General features: G+C 37.0%; 17 protein-coding genes. 11 read left to right on the forward strand and 6 right to left on the reverse strand.

What is annotated here, in order from left to right; translation table 11 throughout:
• Positions 1 to 101: 101 nt before the first annotated feature.
• The 3 genes from V5290_RS06375 to pgi form a co-directional block, all read right to left on the reverse strand.
• Complete coding sequence (locus V5290_RS06375; RefSeq protein WP_333382984.1) at positions 102 to 1,994, reverse strand: acyltransferase family protein; 1,893 nt, start codon at positions 1,992 to 1,994, stop codon at positions 102 to 104.
• 127 nt (positions 1,995 to 2,121) lie between these two features.
• Positions 2,122 to 2,976 (reverse strand): hypothetical protein, encoded by an 855-nt coding sequence (locus V5290_RS06380; protein WP_333382986.1) that lies wholly within the window; start codon positions 2,974 to 2,976, stop codon positions 2,122 to 2,124.
• Between the two features lie 354 nt (positions 2,977 to 3,330).
• A complete protein-coding gene (gene pgi / locus V5290_RS06385; RefSeq protein ID WP_333382988.1) occupies positions 3,331 to 4,983 on the reverse strand; it encodes a glucose-6-phosphate isomerase in 1,653 nt (550 codons plus the stop codon).
• 376 nt (positions 4,984 to 5,359) lie between these two features.
• Between pgi and ubiE the strand changes: the two genes are divergently transcribed.
• The 8 genes from ubiE (at position 5,360) to hemB (ending at position 11,922) form a co-directional block, all read left to right on the forward strand.
• Entirely contained in the window at positions 5,360 to 6,115 is a 756-nt protein-coding gene (gene ubiE, locus V5290_RS06390; RefSeq protein WP_113817389.1) for a bifunctional demethylmenaquinone methyltransferase/2-methoxy-6-polyprenyl-1,4-benzoquinol methylase UbiE, read from the forward strand.
• A gap of 24 nt (positions 6,116 to 6,139) precedes the next feature.
• A complete protein-coding gene (locus V5290_RS06395; RefSeq protein ID WP_333382990.1) occupies positions 6,140 to 6,799 on the forward strand; it encodes a ubiquinone biosynthesis accessory factor UbiJ in 660 nt (219 codons plus the stop codon).
• Positions 6,786 to 8,426, forward strand: a complete 1,641-nt coding sequence (gene ubiB / locus V5290_RS06400; RefSeq protein ID WP_333382992.1) for a ubiquinone biosynthesis regulatory protein kinase UbiB — start codon at positions 6,786 to 6,788, stop codon at positions 8,424 to 8,426. The genes V5290_RS06395 and ubiB overlap by 14 nt, the downstream gene beginning before the upstream one ends.
• Before the next feature lie 81 nt (positions 8,427 to 8,507).
• Positions 8,508 to 8,717 (forward strand): twin-arginine translocase TatA/TatE family subunit, encoded by a 210-nt coding sequence (gene tatA / locus V5290_RS06405; RefSeq protein ID WP_333382994.1) that lies wholly within the window; start codon positions 8,508 to 8,510, stop codon positions 8,715 to 8,717.
• A 159-nt stretch (positions 8,718 to 8,876) separates the two neighbouring features.
• Positions 8,877 to 9,266, forward strand: coding sequence for a Sec-independent protein translocase protein TatB (tatB, locus tag V5290_RS06410; protein WP_333382996.1), 390 nt, complete (start codon positions 8,877 to 8,879; stop codon positions 9,264 to 9,266).
• 3 nt (positions 9,267 to 9,269) lie between these two features.
• A complete protein-coding gene (tatC, locus tag V5290_RS06415; protein ID WP_333382997.1) occupies positions 9,270 to 10,058 on the forward strand; it encodes a twin-arginine translocase subunit TatC in 789 nt (262 codons plus the stop codon).
• The gene (locus V5290_RS06420; protein WP_333382999.1) at positions 10,051 to 10,836 is read left to right on the forward strand and encodes a TatD family hydrolase; all 786 of its coding nucleotides are present in this window, start codon (positions 10,051 to 10,053) and stop codon (positions 10,834 to 10,836) included. The genes tatC and V5290_RS06420 overlap by 8 nt, the downstream gene beginning before the upstream one ends.
• Before the next feature lie 78 nt (positions 10,837 to 10,914).
• Positions 10,915 to 11,922, forward strand: a complete 1,008-nt coding sequence (hemB, locus tag V5290_RS06425; protein WP_333383000.1) for a porphobilinogen synthase — start codon at positions 10,915 to 10,917, stop codon at positions 11,920 to 11,922.
• 118 nt (positions 11,923 to 12,040) lie between these two features.
• Here the strand turns inward: hemB and V5290_RS06430 are convergent, their stop codons facing one another.
• Positions 12,041 to 12,997, reverse strand: a complete 957-nt coding sequence (locus V5290_RS06430; protein WP_333383002.1) for a helix-turn-helix domain-containing protein — start codon at positions 12,995 to 12,997, stop codon at positions 12,041 to 12,043.
• Positions 12,998 to 13,189: 192 nt separating this feature from the next.
• On the opposite strand from V5290_RS06430, the gene V5290_RS06435 reads away from it, so the two are divergent.
• The 3 genes from V5290_RS06435 to V5290_RS06445 all read left to right on the forward strand — a co-directional run bounded on the left by V5290_RS06435 (position 13,190) and on the right by V5290_RS06445 (position 16,140).
• Positions 13,190 to 13,699 (forward strand): TRAP transporter small permease subunit, encoded by a 510-nt coding sequence (locus V5290_RS06435; RefSeq protein ID WP_113817381.1) that lies wholly within the window; start codon positions 13,190 to 13,192, stop codon positions 13,697 to 13,699.
• Positions 13,696 to 15,015 carry a TRAP transporter large permease gene (locus tag V5290_RS06440; RefSeq protein WP_333383005.1) on the forward strand — a complete coding sequence of 440 codons (1,320 nt, stop codon included), beginning with the start codon at positions 13,696 to 13,698 and terminating at the stop codon, positions 15,013 to 15,015. The genes V5290_RS06435 and V5290_RS06440 overlap by 4 nt, the downstream gene beginning before the upstream one ends.
• An 84-nt stretch (positions 15,016 to 15,099) precedes the next feature.
• Complete coding sequence (locus V5290_RS06445) at positions 15,100 to 16,140, forward strand: TRAP transporter substrate-binding protein (protein WP_113817379.1); 1,041 nt, start codon at positions 15,100 to 15,102, stop codon at positions 16,138 to 16,140.
• A 56-nt stretch (positions 16,141 to 16,196) separates the two neighbouring features.
• Here V5290_RS06445 and V5290_RS06450 read toward each other — a convergent pair whose 3' ends face one another.
• Both V5290_RS06450 and V5290_RS06455 read right to left on the reverse strand, forming a co-directional pair.
• Entirely contained in the window at positions 16,197 to 16,562 is a 366-nt protein-coding gene (locus tag V5290_RS06450) for a NirD/YgiW/YdeI family stress tolerance protein (protein WP_333383008.1), read from the reverse strand.
• A gap of 125 nt (positions 16,563 to 16,687) precedes the next feature.
• Positions 16,688 to 17,164, reverse strand: coding sequence for an NYN domain-containing protein (locus tag V5290_RS06455; protein WP_333383010.1), 477 nt, complete (start codon positions 17,162 to 17,164; stop codon positions 16,688 to 16,690).
• Positions 17,165 to 17,171 lie beyond the last annotated feature (7 nt).

Raw genomic sequence — 17,171 nt, forward strand, 5'->3', positions numbered from 1 at the left:
TATAAGTTTAAAATAATAACTATTACGTATTACTTTGATGGATTAAATTAAAAAAATAAGAAGGTAGATAATAATTCATCAGCCTTCCTTTAATCTAAAATTTAATTAATCTTTATAGATTGAATTAACTTAGCTGCGCTAATAAGTGAAGGGTGATCATCATCAAAATAAAGCGGTTCGCCATTTTTGACAGCATAGCAATTCTTTGAATCACAGAAAATATCCTCTACTTTTAACAGATGAACATTACTTGGGTATTTTGCTGTATCAAAATGATGAATCATATATTTGTTTCTTTCTTGATACCATTGCAGACTTGTTCCAACTATATTGTCTGGAATATTTCGTTTTCTATACTTTAATCTCACTAGATCTTTGATATTTTCAGGTAACTCAGGAATTGGGTAAAATAGATAGATATTTTCCTTTTCTGCAGCTAACAAAAGTACCATTTCATCGAATGATTTAACCATCTCAAGGGTACTTTTAGTCATTTCTTGTTTCAGATGTTGTTCAGAACTAACATCGACTTCCCCAAATAACCCCTCTGTGAATCTATGATTTATAACCACATTTTTTATTTTTTTATCATTAACTATATAATCAACAGCCTCATTATACCATCTTGCACAATCACTAAAGTCATTAGGCATATCAAAAGATATCTTGCACCCAGAGTAACTAAAATGTTTCAAGCCGATACCATATGGTTGTATTTTTTTTGCTAATGCGTAAGCAATCTCAGTGGAATGACTATCTCCTAAAGTCGCCCAAGAGACGTTATTTTCATTAAAATACTCACATGAATCACTTGGATCTTTATATTTACTTATATGGCAATCACCTCTAAGAGGGCTAGGTTGTGAGTTATTAATTAAGTACTTGTATTCTTCGGGTGCTAAATTAATAAAACCATTTTGACTACGAATGAGAATAGCCAATACCAAAATAGATAAAACCATCATTAAAGGCTTATAATTTAAAAGACTACGAAGATTAAATATACTCGCTTTAAATGTATGTCTTTCTATATATTTATAACTTAAAAAACCAAGAAATATAGACAAAATAAGTCCGATATATATATAAAAGCCTGGTAATGAAAAATAATGTATTACAACTACTAAAGGCCAATGCCATAAATATATAGAATAAGAGTATTTTCCTATATGTTGAAAAAGCATATTTCCAGTTAACAAGCTATTAGCTCGTTGAGCCTGTATTATCAAATAACTTCCCAAAACGGGAAATATAGCTAAGTACCCAGGCCATAAATCACTTTCTGAAATGAAAAAATAAGTACTAAGAATCAATATAATCCCTGTGTATTCAAAGGCTATTTTATTTCGTTTTGTTAAAACTATTGGGAAAAGATATGCGACGCCCCCAGCTAACATCTCCCATGCTCTAGTAGGCAACATAAAATATGAAAAATGGGGGGCTTGGTAAGTCACTACGACAGAGAGTAAAAAACTAATAATAAATACGAATAAAATCGTTTTTTTCATTGTTTTTATGCTCATTACTTTACGCATATAAACAATAATTAACGGGTAAATAACATAAAATTGCCACTCAACTGATAAAGACCAGGTATGTAATAACCACTTATAGTAAGAATCTGTATCGAAGTATCCGGACTCTTTCCAATACATCACATTAGAGCTAAATGTAAGACTTCCTTTAATATGCTTCGCTAGAAAACTATAGTCATACGGTGTAAGGAAAAACCAACCTAATATAATTAAAGAAAAGCATAATACCGCCAAGGCAGGGACAATCCTATTTGCTCGTGCAATATAGAACTTTGAAATAGAAAAGTTATTTTCTTCAACACCTTTGAATATTATTCCAGTCATTAAAAAACCAGAGATAACAAAAAACACATCAACTCCAGAAAAACCACCTGAAATCAATGAATTATTAAAGTGAAATAATACAACTGCAATAACAGCAATTGCCCTTAAACCATTTATATCTTTTCTGAATTGCAAAAGTGCTTTCCGATTAATTGGGGTAACATTAAAAATAATGTTATACAAAAAGTGTAATAAAAAATATGTTTAATTTACATCTAATTTCAGTATTAAGCGCTTGGTCATAATAATAAGAGGTAGGTATTTAGCTATTATTCCTATAATGCTTACCAGATGAAAATGCTTTTAGCACATACAAAAAGCTAACTTGATATTTTTTACCAACAAGTCTCCTTTTTAATGCACTAGTCCCTGTTTTTAATAACAAAAATATAGCTCTAGGCAACGGTACATAATATCTAAGTTTAAGCCCTCTCTCATAACTTCTCTCAATGCGCCTGAAATTATTCATTTTTGTGCTTTCACTTTCTAGCTTAGATAATGAATGATCAAACCCAGAAATTAACTGTATATTTTTAACTTGGTTGCTTAGATGAACTCTTAAACAAAAAGTAGTATCGACACCATACAAATAGAATCGTTCATCAAACACACTGTCGTAATATTCATTTAACGCATTAACAATATTAATACCAAGTACTAAGCCACTACCGATCGTTGTAACTCGACTAGTATCTTTTATCGTTGTTTCAGATGAATAACGTTTTCGGTCAATACTTGGATATTGTACTTTTCCGTTACTGGTAATAATGGGTAAAGATAGGTGTTCAGGTTTGCTCAAAGCAGAAGCTTGGATAAACTCCTCGCTCAGCTCAGAGTCATCATCAAGTAAGATATACTTATTAGCCTTGTTATCGCTGATAAAACGATTGTATATAACCGCTAATGAATCATTAGTGACTGTTTGGATAACTTCTATTTGATAGCCTAAACCAATAAGAACTTGAGAGTTGATAGTATTTAACTTTTGAGGACCATTATTCCAAATAACAATTTTAGCGTTTGAATATTGAGCTTTCGATTTGATTAAAGAGTTTAAAGTACTACTGTCTTTTATTTCTTTATTGTAAAGCAATACCAGAATGGCTGTTTCTAACATGTATATCTCGGTAATTTAGTCGTTCCATATTTCAATAATAGACTATTATTGTTTAATAATAGTCAGTTTCCGTACTATCTATTTTTACCTATTTACCTAATATAAAATTATCTACAACAGCTCTTTAATAAAACGTTGTGAGCAATCATTTAACCTGATTTATTGCCATGATTTGAGTGACAAGAGTAATTTAAACTAAATAAGTATTTCAGTGTGATTCGTTATAAAACAATAACACCAAAGAGTTATAGTAAAGACTTATCAGCGATGAGTAAAATATAAAGGGATTTAAAAAGAATGACTGCCTCAAATTAATACAATTTGAGGCAGTCATTCATAGTGGATAGATAAAACTTACTTCCAAGCTTTCCAAGCGTTAATCAAACCATTGGTGGAACAGTCATGGCTTTCCACACATTGATCATTACTTAATTCCGGTAAGATTTGTCCTGCTAATTGCTTACCTAGCTCAACACCCCATTGGTCGAAAGTGAAGATATTCCAAATAACACCTTGAGTGAAAATCTTCTGCTCGTACATAGCGATCAATTGACCTAATGTTTTAGGCGTTATTTTTTTAACTAGGATAGAGTTAGTCGGTTTGTTACCTTCAAACACTTTATAAGGCACTAAATCAGCTACTTCTTCTGCCGATTTACCAGAAGCGGTAAACTCTGACTCCACTTGCATTTTAGTTTTACCAAAGGCTAATGCTTCGGTTTGAGCAAAGAAGTTTGATAGTAATTTTGGATGGTGATCGCCGGCAGGGTTATGACTTACGGCAGGAGCAATAAAATCACAAGGGATTAACTTAGTCCCCTGATGAACTAACTGGTAGAAAGCATGCTGTCCATTTGTACCAGGTTCACCCCAAATAATAGGCCCAGTTTGGTAATCTACTGGGTCACCGTTACGGTCGGTACATTTACCATTAGATTCCATATTGCCTTGTTGGAAATAAGCAGGGAAACGATGCATATATTGATCATAAGGTAAAATAGCCTCAGACTCTGCGCCGTAAAAATTGTTATACCAAATACCAATAACCGCTAATAATACTGGAATGTTATCTTTGAAATCAGTCGTAGCAAAATGCTGATCCATTTCATGCGCACCAGCTAATAGTTCTTCGTAATTATCAAAACCGACAGTTAATGCAATGGATAAACCAATTGCAGACCAGATTGAGTAACGTCCTCCAACCCAATCCCAAAACTGGAACATATTCGCGGTATCAATACCAAACTCGGTTACTGCCGCTGCATTGGTAGAGAGTGCAGCAAAGTGTTTCGCCACAAACGCTTCATCTTGCGCAAAATTTAAGAACCAATCGCGAGCACTGTGTGCATTGGTCATGGTTTCTTGTGTGGTGAAGGTTTTAGACGCAATCAAGAATAACGTTGTTTCTGGGTCAACCTTAGTTAAGGTTTCAACGATGTGGGTACCATCAACGTTAGAGACAAAATGTGTTTCAATACCATCGACTTTATAAGGACGCAGTGCTTCTGTTACCATGTAAGGGCCCAAATCAGAACCACCAATACCGATATTTACTACATCAGTAATACGTTTACCGGTATAACCTAGCCACTCACCTGAATGTACTTTTTCACAAAATGCTTTCATTTGTGCTAGTACTTCATTAATTTTAGGCATCACATCTTCGCCATCAACAAAGACGGGTGTGTTGCTACGGTTACGTAATGCAGTGTGCAATACAGCGCGCTGCTCAGTAATATTAATTTTCTCACCTGAGAACTGTGCTTTAATCGCACCAGATAAATCGACCTCTTCAGCTAAATCCAATAGACTTGCTAAAATCTCTTCAGTAATTAAATTTTTAGAGAAATCTAATAAAAAATCTTCGTTGAATTGACGAGAAAAAGTGTCAAATCGTTGTGCGTCTTCTGCAAATAACTCTGAAATTTGCATCTCTGCGTGATCATCAAATAACGATTGTAGCGTAGACCAAGCTTTGGTCTGTGTAGGTTGAATATTTTTCAGCATAAGAAATTCCCAAGTTTATGATATTAAAGCTTTTACAGTTATTGCTCACTGACTATAAGTTATCAGAAATAACCACACACTGTTCATTAAATATTGATAAAAAAGGCAAAACAATGAGTTATAACAACTAATGTACCTTTAAAATAGGCATACTTAAATAACTCTTGTAAATAATTTACTGTTAAACAGTGTGCAATGATGGTGTTCATTAGTGCTGAATAATAGCCAATAAAAGAGAGAGATTTTGTAAGAAAGCGTAACATTAAAATCAACAATGTAAGGCTAAACAATAAAGATCCAAATATCCTTTAAAAATTGGTATCATGCGATGATATCCAATTAAGCCAATATATTTATCAAAAGGTAAACAGATAACATGCAAGAAAACCCAGATAATACCACTCACTTTGGTTTTAAAACCGTTGAAGAGGATAAGAAGGTAGAACTCGTTGCCGATGTATTTCACTCTGTTGCCGCTAAATATGACATCATGAACGATGTGTTATCCATGGGTATTCACCGTATTTGGAAACGCTTTACGATTGATTGTTCAGGTGTTCGCCAAGGACAAAAAGTGTTAGATCTGGCTGGCGGCACAGGCGATCTAACCGCTAAGTTTTCACGTATTGTTGGCACAAAAGGCGAAGTAGTTTTAGCTGACATTAATGACTCAATGCTTAAAGTAGGCCGTACAAAACTGCGCGATATGGGGATCGAAGGTAACGTCAGTTATGTTCAAGCCAATGCAGAAGAACTGCCCTTCCCAGATAATCATTTTGACCTGATCACCATCGCCTTTGGTTTACGTAATGTAACAGACAAAGATAAAGCATTAGCATCTATTTACCGTGTATTAAAACCAGGTGGTCGCCTATTAGTATTAGAATTTTCTAAGCCGGTATATACACCCGTTGAGAAGTTTTACGACTTTTACTCATTTAACATTTTACCTAAACTAGGTAAATTAATCGCTAATGACAGTGAAAGTTACCAATATCTTGCTGAAAGTATCCGTATGCATCCAGACCAAGATACCTTAAAAGAGATGATGAATAATGTCGGCTTTGAAGGCACTGAATACTTTAACTTAAGCGCAGGTATTGTTGCTTTGCACCGCGGTTACAAATACTAACAGCCTTATAAAACGAGAGAGCATATGCCATTAACCAACTTACTTTGCGGCTTACTAGAAACAGGCGTAAACCAACTACATCAATTAGACAGTAGTGCTGTGAGCAAACGTAAACAACTTAATGGCACCATCATTGCGGCGAGCTTGAAAGAACTCAATTTTCCGCTGTACTTTATTATCTCAGATCAACAAGTTGATGTACTTAATAAGTTCGAAGGTGAACCTGATTGCACCATCAAAGTCAGTATGCAAGCGCTCAATAAATTGCAGGACAATCGCCAATTAACGCAGCTCATTAAATCAGGTGAGTTAGAAGTTGATGGGGATATTCAATTAGTCCAAAAATTTGCCATGCTACTGACCGATATGCAAATCGATTGGGAAGAGCATCTATCAAAAAAAGTGGGTGATGTTATTGCACACAATCTTTGCCAACACGCCAAAACAGCGTTTGAAACGACTCAGTCTCAATATAAGCGCGTTGAAAAGCAATCTGCCCTGTATTTAACAGAAGAAATTAAACTTGCTCCAAGTGCATTAGAAGTCGCTCACTTTAGTGATCGAGTCAGTAGTTTAGCAAGCGACGCAGATTTGTTATTGAATAAAATCAACAATAAGCTGGAAAAACAACTCAACAACCTATCACACACCAAGGCATTAGCTGACAAAAATGATAAAAATTAAAGAGCTATCGCGTTTATATCAAATACAAAAAACCTTCATCGAATACGGCCTAATTGAATTAGCCCCTAAAGCACAAAGACCAAAAAGTTATTGGATTCTGCGCCTTTGTTTATTTTGGTTACGTAACCAACATACGCATTTAAGTTTACCTGAACGATTACGTTTAAGCTTACAATCGCTGGGCCCTATTTATATTAAACTTGGGCAAATGTTATCAACGCGTCGTGACTTATTAGCGCCCATTTATGCCGATCAACTTGCTCATCTTCAAGACAATGTCCCCGCTTTCTCTGGTGAGTTAGCAATTAAACAAATAGAGGAATCTTTCCAACGTCCTATTGATGAACTTTTTGATGACTTTGACGAAGTAGCATTAGCATCCGCTTCTATTGCGCAAGTCCACACCGCCACTTTAAAAGAAGACGGCAGAGAAGTAGTAATAAAAGTCACTCGCCCAGGAATAGAAAAAACCATTGCAGCTGATTTACAGTTAATGAAATGGTTTGCGGGATTACTACAACGCTTTCTAAAAGATGCAAAAAGGTTGCGCCCAGTAGAAGTGATCCGAGAATATGAAAAAACCATCGTCGACGAATTAGATTTAATGCGTGAAGGTGCAAACGCTATCCAATTACGTCGTAATTTTTTAAATTCTAAACTGTTATATGTGCCTGAAATATACTCAGATTACTGCACTAAAGATGCGTTAGTCATGGAACGTATATATGGTATTCCTGTTTCAGACATTGATGCGTTAAAAGCACAAAATACTGATTTAAAATTACTAGCAGAGCGTGGGGTAGAAGCCTTTTTCACACAAGTCTTTAGAGACAGCTTTTTCCATGCAGACATGCACCCGGGTAATGTATTTGTTTCCTATGAACATCCGGAAGACCCACTCTGGATTGGTATTGATTGCGGCATAGTCGGTACATTAACTAACGAGGACAAGCGCTATTTAGCCGAAAACTTCCTCGCTTTTTTCAACCGAGATTACCGCCAAGTTGCCCAACTACATATTGATTCTGAATGGGTGCCTTCGGATACGCCTGTAGAAGAGTTTGAATTTGCTATACGCGCCGTTTGTGAGCCAATCTTCGAAAAGCCTTTGTCAGAAATATCTTTTGCACAAGTGTTAATCAACTTATTTAATACAGCACGTCGCTTTAATATGCAGGTACAACCGCAATTGGTATTGCTGCAAAAAACCTTATTATATATTGAAGGGTTGGGACGCCAGTTATATCCGCAGTTGGATTTATGGGATACCGCTAAGCCCTTCTTAGAAAAGTGGATGCGTGAGCAGGTTAGTCCAAAAACACTAGTTAAAAAATTAAAACTAAAAGCACCGTTTTGGTTAGAGAAATTACCAGATATTCCTGAGTTGGTTTATCACAATTTAGCGCAAACAAAACAGGTTCAAAAGCAACAGCAGTTGTTAATGCAACGCTTAAATGAACAACAAAGTCGTAATAGTAAAAACCAAGTAATAACAGCCTTAGCTGTTACTCTGAGTATTATTTCTACACTTTTATATTTACAAGACGATGGCAAGATTAACTTGTATTTAACAGTACCTGCAGTAATATCTTGGATACTTGCTTGGCGATTTAATAATAAATTGTGACAATTGTAGTAAAAAGTTCATATTAATAGGTTATCGTTAACCGGTTAACTTACAACATCATTTACAGACAGGAAAAAGATTATGGGCGGTATCGGAATTTGGCAGTTAGTTATCATTGCAGTCATTGTTGTTCTTTTATTTGGTACTAAAAAACTGCGTGGTATGGGCGGAGATTTAGGTGGTGCTATTAAAGGCTTTAAAAAAGCAGTAAAAGATGAAAACGACACTACAGACCTAGATAAAAAAGCTCCAGAAAGCCTAAAGGCTGAAAAGAGTGAACAAAAAGATTAATACCAACCACACTCATTAAGCCATCTATTTACTTCGCAATATCATGCAAACTATAAATAGCTTCTTGAGTGTCATCGACATCACTTATTTAAAAACTACCACCTAACTAAACTTATTCGTAAAGTGTTAGAGAGGTTTTAGTAAAAGGCACATTATTTAATGTTTGATATTGGTTTCTGGGAGATAGTTTTAATCTCCGTGATTGGGCTGGTTGTATTAGGTCCACAACGCTTACCTATTGCTATTCGCACTGTTTTAAAATGGGTTAATACTGCTAAAAACATGGCAAACTCAGTTAAAAATGAGATATCTCAAGAGCTTGAACTGCACGAATTAAATGAGAATATGCTCAAAAAAGGTAAACAAGAACTCGAACAATTAAATCCTAATTTAAAAGCATCAATTGATGAAATGAAGCAGGATGTTGAACAATTGACACAACCTTATAAAAAAGAAGTCGACGATATTATCAAATCTACTACTGAAACAACTAAACAAACCGTTGCTAATGAGCCAGTACTAGAAAAAACACCTCCGCAGGATAAATAACCCATGAGTGAGTCAATGTCAGATCAAGAACAACATAGCTTGCCACTAATTACCCACCTTTTAGAGTTAAGAGATAGAGTTTTAAAGGTGGTCGTCATTGTCTTAGTCTTATTTTTAGGCTTAGTTTATTTCGCTAATGATATTTACCAGTACATTGCAATCCCTCTTACTAGCCAACTACCTGAAGGCTCAAGTATGATTGCAACGGGTGTTGCGACGCCCTTTTTTACTCCAATAAAATTAACCATTGTCTTATCTATTTTAATTGCCATTCCTGCTATTTTGTATCAAGTTTGGGCTTTTGTAGCGCCTGGTCTATATAAACATGAGCGCAAGCTTGTTGCACCACTTGTCGCGAGCAGTGCATTTTTATTTTATCTAGGTATGGTTTTTTCTTACTATGTTGTATTCCCCTTGGTATTTTCATTTTTTACCAGCACAGCGCCTGAGGGAGTTACCATTGCAACAGATATTAGCAGCTATTTAGATTTTGTATTAAAGCTGTTTTTTGCCTTTGGTTTAGCTTTCGAAATCCCAGTCGCCACACTATTATTATGTTGGACTGGTGCAACAACGCCAGACTCATTAAGAGCTAAACGCCCTTATATTGTTGTTGCTGCATTTATTTTTGGTATGTTATTGACGCCACCAGATGTTATTTCGCAAACCTTACTCGCAGTTCCAATGCTGATTTTATTTGAAATAGGTTTATTGTTTGCACGTTTTTATGTGAAGCCTCAGGAACAAGAAGAAGAAAACAGCATCGATAAAGAGTCTGCAGCTAATGATTGATATTGGCGTTAATTTAACTAATTCTCGTTTTGATAAAGATTTACCAATTGTGCTTGAGCAAGCAAAGCAAGCTGGTTTAAGTAGTCTCATTGTTACTGGTACTAATATTGTTGAAAGTGAGCAAGCACTTACTCTATCAAAGTCTTACCCTGATTTTTTATACTGTACAGCAGGTATTCATCCTCATGATGCAAGTAGTATGGATCAACAAGCAATAATTAAACTACGAGAATTATTAACCCAGCCAGAGATAAAGGCTGTTGGCGAATGCGGATTAGACTTTAATCGTAATTACTCGACTCCTTTTGAACAAGAAAATGCCTTCATCACCCAACTAGAGTTAGCAGTAGAGTTTCAACTACCTGTATTTATGCATGAGCGAGATGCAAGTTCAAAATTTATTGAGTTAGTGTCCCCTTACATCAAACAACTTCCTAGTGCTGTAGTACATTGTTTTACTGGTACACAAGCTGAATTAGAGCAATATTTAGCATTAGATTTACATATCGGAATAACAGGTTGGATTTGCGATGAACGCCGCGGCCAACATCTATTAGATATCGTAAAAATGATCCCAGATAATCGTTTAATGATTGAGACTGATAGTCCTTATTTACTACCTCGTTCAATGAGACCAAAACCTAAATCGAGCCGTAATGAACCTAAGTACTTACCTTATATTGCAAAAACCATTGCTGAGGCAAGGCAACAAGATTTACAATCATTAATAATGAACACGCAAAAAACAAGTAACACATTTTTTAATTTAACCCCTTAAATAGGTTGCTAGGTAGATAGTCTCTCTTGTCATTCATGTTTAATACCTAGCTGCCCTATTGATCATATTGGAGCCTTTATGACTGTTTCTCAATCTTTTCCCGCACGTCGTCTACGTCGTTTACGTAAGCATGATTTTTCACGTCGTCTAGTACAAGAAAACCAATTATCAGTAGATGATTTGATCTACCCAATGTTTGTCATTGAAGGTACTAACTGTCGTGAAGCTATTCCATCAATGCCAGGCATTGAGCGTTTATCTTTAGATCTACTCGCGATTGAAGTCAAAGAGCTGGCTGAATTAGGTATTCCTGCCGTTGCTATCTTCCCAGTGACACCCAGTGACATTAAGACGGAAATGGCAGAAGAAGCTTATAATGAAAATGGCTTAGCGCAACGTGCTGTTCAATGTATTAAAGCTGCCGCACCAGATCTAGGGGTGATCACAGACGTTGCATTAGACCCTTTCACCACGCATGGACAAGACGGCATTATCGATAGTGAAGGTTATGTGTTAAACGACATTACTACGGAAATATTAGTTAAACAGGCGCTTTCGCACGCACAAGCAGGCGCAGATATTGTAGCGCCTTCTGACATGATGGACGGGCGTATTGGTGCGATTCGTGAAGCATTAGAAAACGCAGGCTTTATTAATACGCAAATCATGGCCTACAGTGCTAAATATGCATCAACTTACTACGGCCCTTTCCGTGATGCAGTAGGCAGCGCAGGTAACCTAAAAGGCGCGAATAAATTTACTTACCAAATGGATCCAGCAAATAGCGATGAAGCAATTCATGAAGTTGCCTTAGATATTCAAGAAGGTGCAGACATGGTAATGGTAAAACCGGGTATGCCATACTTAGATATCGTACGTCGTGTTAAACATGAGTTACAAGTTCCTACCTTTGCTTACCAAGTCAGCGGTGAATATGCGATGCATAAGGCAGCAATTGATAATGGTTGGTTAAAAGAAAAAGAGTGCGTTTTAGAATCTTTATTATGCTTTAAACGTGCTGGTGCCAACGGCATTTTGACCTACTTTGCTAAGCAAGTAGCGATCTGGTTGAAAGAACAAAAGTAACCGCATTTTCACAGGCAAAAGCAAAGATTAAACTTTTGCCTGTGTTCCCTCTCCCCTCATTCAAAAAACAAAATCCCACCATATTAGAAATTAACCACTCTTTTACTTTAAAAACGTTTTAGTTGTTTTTATATTGCAATGTTTGCCGTGGCGTCTCACCGAATAAGCGTTTATAACTCTGGCAAAACTGCCCTAAATGAAAAAAACCATAATTAAATGCAACATCAGCAATAGTAAGAACCCCTTCACTACTTTGTAACATTCGCCTAGCCTGATTAAGCCTAATCACTTGAATATATTGTTTAGGAGATATGCCATAGCATTGAGCAAAAGTATACTGCAATGTCCGACGACTAACGTGTACTGCCGAGCATATTTCACTCATCGTAACAGGCGACTTCAAACGAGACTCTGTTAAATACTCTTGTACCCTAGCCATGATACGTTGCCGTTGAGGTGAAGTTGCATGGGCAAATGACGTTCGTTGTGCCCTAGTCAGTAATGCTAAGATGGCATCATGAAGAATTGACTCATGGGTGCTACTACTCCAATGATTACCTTTCGGTGCTAATAATAAAGAGAGATATTGTCGAAATTTATGTAACTCATCCACCGCAATATTATCCAGCCACAACCCATCACTGCTACTGTCATACACCTCCTCTTTCGTTTGCTCAGTCAATCCTGCAAAAAAGCTAGGATGTAAAACTAGCCCATAAATGGAAAAGTTATCAGGCGTTAATAATTCAAAATCTTGGCCACCTGAACGACATAGAAATTGATTAAAAGTCGTCGGCTCATTATTGATACGACAACTTTTATCATTGGCGCTAAAACCTAACCACAGTCCACCATCTTCTATACGACATTGTTGTCTCAAGCTATGACTTGTGTCCTCACGAAATGCATGAATATGTGGAAAGTGCAGCTCATTAATGGCTCCAATAAAATGTCCTTGGCTAAGTTGATCAAACTCCTGCTGCCAGTTAACTAAGTTTGCTGCCTGATGATTTGCATCATATGAGTGAATACTGCTCATCATTAGTGCATTGTTTTTTAAGGTCAGTTCATCCATTTACATTCCCTTGTTTTATATCATGAACCAATATAGTGCTTAATTTTCCTATCTAATTGTTAAATAAAGCCTTTTCTGTTTGCCGATTTTTGATATTGGTTAGGTACGAATATCGCTATGGATTAATAGGTTAATAAATAACAGTTGATCTTAAATCAGCAAAAAACGAACCAATTCGCATAAGGACAACAGATGCCTGGTTTTATTCTCTTTTATATTAAATATGTCGACAAATTTAACTACTTTGTTGGCCGCATCGCTATGTATGGGATCTTTATTATGGTTTCTATACTTTTGTGGTCTTCAATATCCAAAACTTTTTTTATGCCCTCACTATGGACGCTTGAATCAGCACAATTTGCAATGGCTGCTTATTATATTCTCGGTGGTGCCTACGCAATTCAACTAAAGGCAAACGTACGCATGGACTTGTTTTATGGCAACTGGTCAATAAAAAAACGTGCTTGGATGGATATATTTACCGCTTTCTTCCTGATTTTTTTCTTGTTTGTACTGCTATATGGCGGCTTAGAAAGCCTGCTTTATTCATTTGAATATGGGCAACGCACCAGTTCAGCTTGGCGACCACTTATATGGCCAATTAAAGCGGTTATGTGCGTAGGTTTTATCATGATGATCTTACAAGCTATTTCAGAATTTTTTAAAGATATTGCGGTTATCCGAGGAGTAGAAATTAAATGAGTTATGAAATGATCGCAATCGCGATGTTTGCCTCGATGGCATTATTGATGGCAACCGGCCAACGAGTATTTGCGGCAATCGGTGCAGTTGCCTCAATTGCTGCAATTATGTTATGGGGTACTGGCGGAGCAGAAATCCCTTTTACAGCTGCAATGAAAGTAATGAACTGGTACCCAATGCTGACATTACCTATGTTTATTTTCATGGGCTATGTACTGTCAGAGTCAAAGATTGCTGATGATCTCTATAAAATGTTCCATGTCTGGATGGGTCCTATGCCCGGTGGTCTAGCGATAGGCACTATAGGTCTAATGGTGCTTGTCTCAGCAATGAATGGGCTGTCAGTCGCAGGGATGGCTATTGGGGCAACCATTGCATTACCGGAATTATTAAAACGCGGTTATAACAAAAAAATGGTGACTGGGGTTATTCAAGCTGGCTCTTCCCTTGGCATTTTAGTCCCACCTTCAGTGGTACTGGTTCTTTATGCAATGATTGCGCGCCAACCTGTCGGGCAACTCTGGTTAGCAGGGGTTATCCCAGGGCTAATTATGGCAGCTCTTTTTATTCTTTATATCGTCATTTGCTGTCGTATTAACCCTTCTTGGGGCCCTGCACTCAATAAAGAAGAACGAGATATTCCTCGAGCAGAAAAGTTACGTCTACTAAGATCCGGGCTATTACCGCTTGGCATTTTTGCAGTGATGATGGTGCCTTTTGTAAATGGGTGGACAAGCCTAGTAGAAAGCTCTGCAATCGGTGCAATGGCGGCATTCTCCGCAGCTGTTTTTAAAAAACGCATGACTAAAGCTGTCTTCGAGAGTTCTATTCGTAATACGCTGGCTATCTCTTGCATGTTTATGTGGATTATTCTCGCAGCGCTAGGGTTCGGTGCAATATTTGATGGTCTTGGAGCAGTTAAAGCGATTGCAGATCTATTTACTGAGCAATTAGGGCTTAGCCCATGGGCAATACTGATTTTAATGCAGTTATCTTTTTTAGTGATGGGTACATTTCTCGATGATACTGCGATGTTGGTTATTGTCGCACCGCTATTTGTACCTTTGGTACATGCACTTGGATTTGACCTGATCTGGTACGGCGTGTTGTACACCATTACTTGTCAAATTGCTTACATGACACCGCCCTTTGGTTATAACTTATTTTTAATGAAGGCAATGGCTCCACCTGAGATTTCTTTACGAGACATCTACGGCTCAATCGGACCTTTTGTTGGCATTATGATACTCGCACTTATTCTTATCATGGTCTTCCCACAACTTGCTTTGTGGTTGCCAAATTACGTTTACGGATAACAGAACCATCAGTATTTCTATTTAAAACATTATTTACTTCGGATGAAAATAATCCGTTACCAATTAATTAACAGGAGAAATTTTATGAATTCAAGACGTAAGTTTTTAACCACAGCAGCAGCACTGACAGCCGGTACTGTATTAGCGCCAGCCAAAACCTTTGCTGCATCGCCTAAAATAAAATGGCGTATGCAAACTTATGCTGGCCCTGCACTTGCTGAACACGTAGTTAAACCAGCGATAGAAGCATTTAACCGTATTGCTGGCGAAGAGATGCAAATTGAACTTTATTTTGCAGATCAACTAGTACCTACAGGGGAGTTATTCCGTGCATTACAAAAAGGGATTATTGATGCTGTTCAGTCAGATGATGATTCAATGGCTTCTCCTACAGAAGTAACAACATTTGGCGGTTACTTCCCTTTTGGTAGCCGCTATTCACTGGATGTGCCTGTTTTATTTAACCAGTATGGTCTAGATAAAATCTGGAAAGAAGAATACGCCAAATTTGGCATTAAACATATCTCAGCCGGTGCATGGGATCCGTGTCATTTCGCCACTAAAAAGCCAATTAATAGCCTAGCAGATTTAAAAGGGTTGAGAGTATTCACCTTCCCTACTGCAGGACGTTTCATGTCTAAATATGGCGTCGTGCCAGTCTCTATTCCATGGGAAGATGTAGAAGTAGCACTACAGACAGGCGAGCTTGATGGTATCGCATGGTCTGGTATTACCGAAGATTACACTGTAGGTTGGTCTAAAGTAACGGATTACTTCCTGACAAATAATATTTCTGGTGCATGGATTGGACACTTCTTTGCCAATATGGATCGTTACAACGAATTGCCAGAACACCTTAAAGAGTTACTAGCCCTATGTATGGAAACGTCACATTACTATCGTCAATGGTGGTACTGGGGTGGTGAAGCACAATTACGCGTTAACGGCCCAGACATGAAATTAACCACGATTCCAGATGAAGAGTGGGCACAAGTTGAATCTGATGCACGTGATTTCTGGGATGAAATTGCTAAAGAATCGCCAACAAAAGCCAAAATTGTTGAGATATTTAAACAATACAACGCTGATATGGAAAAAGCAGGTAGACCTTACCGTTATAGCTAAACAGAAGAAACTAAAATGCCGCATCTAGTGCGGCATTTTTTATTTTGATATATAGATTATTTAATTAACTCTATACGTTCAACATCAATTTTAGTTTCCGTCCATTCTTTATCAATTTCACCGGTAATACGAATATTATCTTCAGGTGTTACTGTAACTTGACGAAAATCTTCATCTTCAATCTCTACCATAACTTCGCCACTTTGGTCTTTAAAGAGATAATGCTCTTCAGCCGTTTGCTTGACTAAGGTACCTTGTAACGCGACTTTACTATCATCGGCTAACTCTAATGCCTCTTTAGCAGTAATGGTTTGGATGGATGTTGCGCCGGGGCCAACGAAAGCTGCAAATGCACTCATAGAAAATAGGCTGGCGAATAGTACTGACATTAAACCTTTAAGCATAAAGTTAGAATTAATCATAGCGTTCCTCATTTAGTAAAAATAAAAACAGCGTTAGCATTTGGTGTTAAACCATAAATGAATAACGCTCTCATTATTTACGACTAGACAAGTATTAATTCGTTCACAATAACTTTGATAATAGTTTAGCCAATTAATAAATCAGTCTCGATAGGATGAAACTCAGTACAAGCATCAATTAAGGCTTTAGCTGATAATTTAGGGACTCCGTAAGCTTCAGTGGTCACGCCAAATTTACTATTAACTTTATCTAATAAAATAGCAAAGTCGCCGTCTCCGGTAAGTAGAATAACAGTATCTACTTCAGCTGCTAGCTCCATTACATCAATAGTAATTCCTACATCCCAATCGCCTTTTGCGGATCCATCACTTCGTTGAATGAAAGGTTTTAAACGTACTTCAAATCCCAGGTACCTTAACATCTCTTGAAATTTTTGCTGTTGGTTATCACCGCGATCAATGGCATAAGCGTAAGCACAAACAATCTCACCTTGAGCACTGATTTTCTGCCATAGTTTTCGATAATTAAACTGTTTTTGATAGGCTTGGCGAGTGGTGTAGTAGATGTTTTGAACATCAGCAAAAACAGCAATTTTTTTCATTAACAAC

It is taken from the genome of Psychromonas arctica, assembly GCF_036697365.1.
Classification (GTDB): Bacteria; Pseudomonadota; Gammaproteobacteria; order Enterobacterales; family Psychromonadaceae; genus Psychromonas; species Psychromonas arctica_A.

Excerpts from the sequence above, each read along its gene's own strand:
- V5290_RS06380 (WP_333382986.1), bottom strand. The coding sequence starts at position 2,976 with ATGTTAGAAACAGCCATTCTGGTATTGCTTTACAATAAAGAAATAAAA.
- pgi (WP_333382988.1), bottom strand. The coding sequence starts at position 4,983 with ATGCTGAAAAATATTCAACCTACACAGACCAAAGCTTGGTCTACGCTA.
- ubiE (WP_113817389.1), top strand. The coding sequence starts at position 5,360 with ATGCAAGAAAACCCAGATAATACCACTCACTTTGGTTTTAAAACCGTT.
- V5290_RS06395 (WP_333382990.1), top strand. The coding sequence starts at position 6,140 with ATGCCATTAACCAACTTACTTTGCGGCTTACTAGAAACAGGCGTAAAC.
- ubiB (WP_333382992.1), top strand. The coding sequence starts at position 6,786 with ATGATAAAAATTAAAGAGCTATCGCGTTTATATCAAATACAAAAAACC.
- tatA (WP_333382994.1), top strand. The coding sequence starts at position 8,508 with ATGGGCGGTATCGGAATTTGGCAGTTAGTTATCATTGCAGTCATTGTT.
- tatB (WP_333382996.1), top strand. The coding sequence starts at position 8,877 with ATGTTTGATATTGGTTTCTGGGAGATAGTTTTAATCTCCGTGATTGGG.
- tatC (WP_333382997.1), top strand. The coding sequence starts at position 9,270 with ATGAGTGAGTCAATGTCAGATCAAGAACAACATAGCTTGCCACTAATT.
- V5290_RS06420 (WP_333382999.1), top strand. The coding sequence starts at position 10,051 with ATGATTGATATTGGCGTTAATTTAACTAATTCTCGTTTTGATAAAGAT.
- hemB (WP_333383000.1), top strand. The coding sequence starts at position 10,915 with ATGACTGTTTCTCAATCTTTTCCCGCACGTCGTCTACGTCGTTTACGT.
- V5290_RS06430 (WP_333383002.1), bottom strand. The coding sequence starts at position 12,997 with ATGGATGAACTGACCTTAAAAAACAATGCACTAATGATGAGCAGTATT.
- V5290_RS06435 (WP_113817381.1), top strand. The coding sequence starts at position 13,190 with ATGCCTGGTTTTATTCTCTTTTATATTAAATATGTCGACAAATTTAAC.
- V5290_RS06440 (WP_333383005.1), top strand. The coding sequence starts at position 13,696 with ATGAGTTATGAAATGATCGCAATCGCGATGTTTGCCTCGATGGCATTA.
- V5290_RS06445 (WP_113817379.1), top strand. The coding sequence starts at position 15,100 with ATGAATTCAAGACGTAAGTTTTTAACCACAGCAGCAGCACTGACAGCC.
- V5290_RS06450 (WP_333383008.1), bottom strand. The coding sequence starts at position 16,562 with ATGATTAATTCTAACTTTATGCTTAAAGGTTTAATGTCAGTACTATTC.
- V5290_RS06455 (WP_333383010.1), bottom strand. The coding sequence starts at position 17,164 with ATGAAAAAAATTGCTGTTTTTGCTGATGTTCAAAACATCTACTACACC.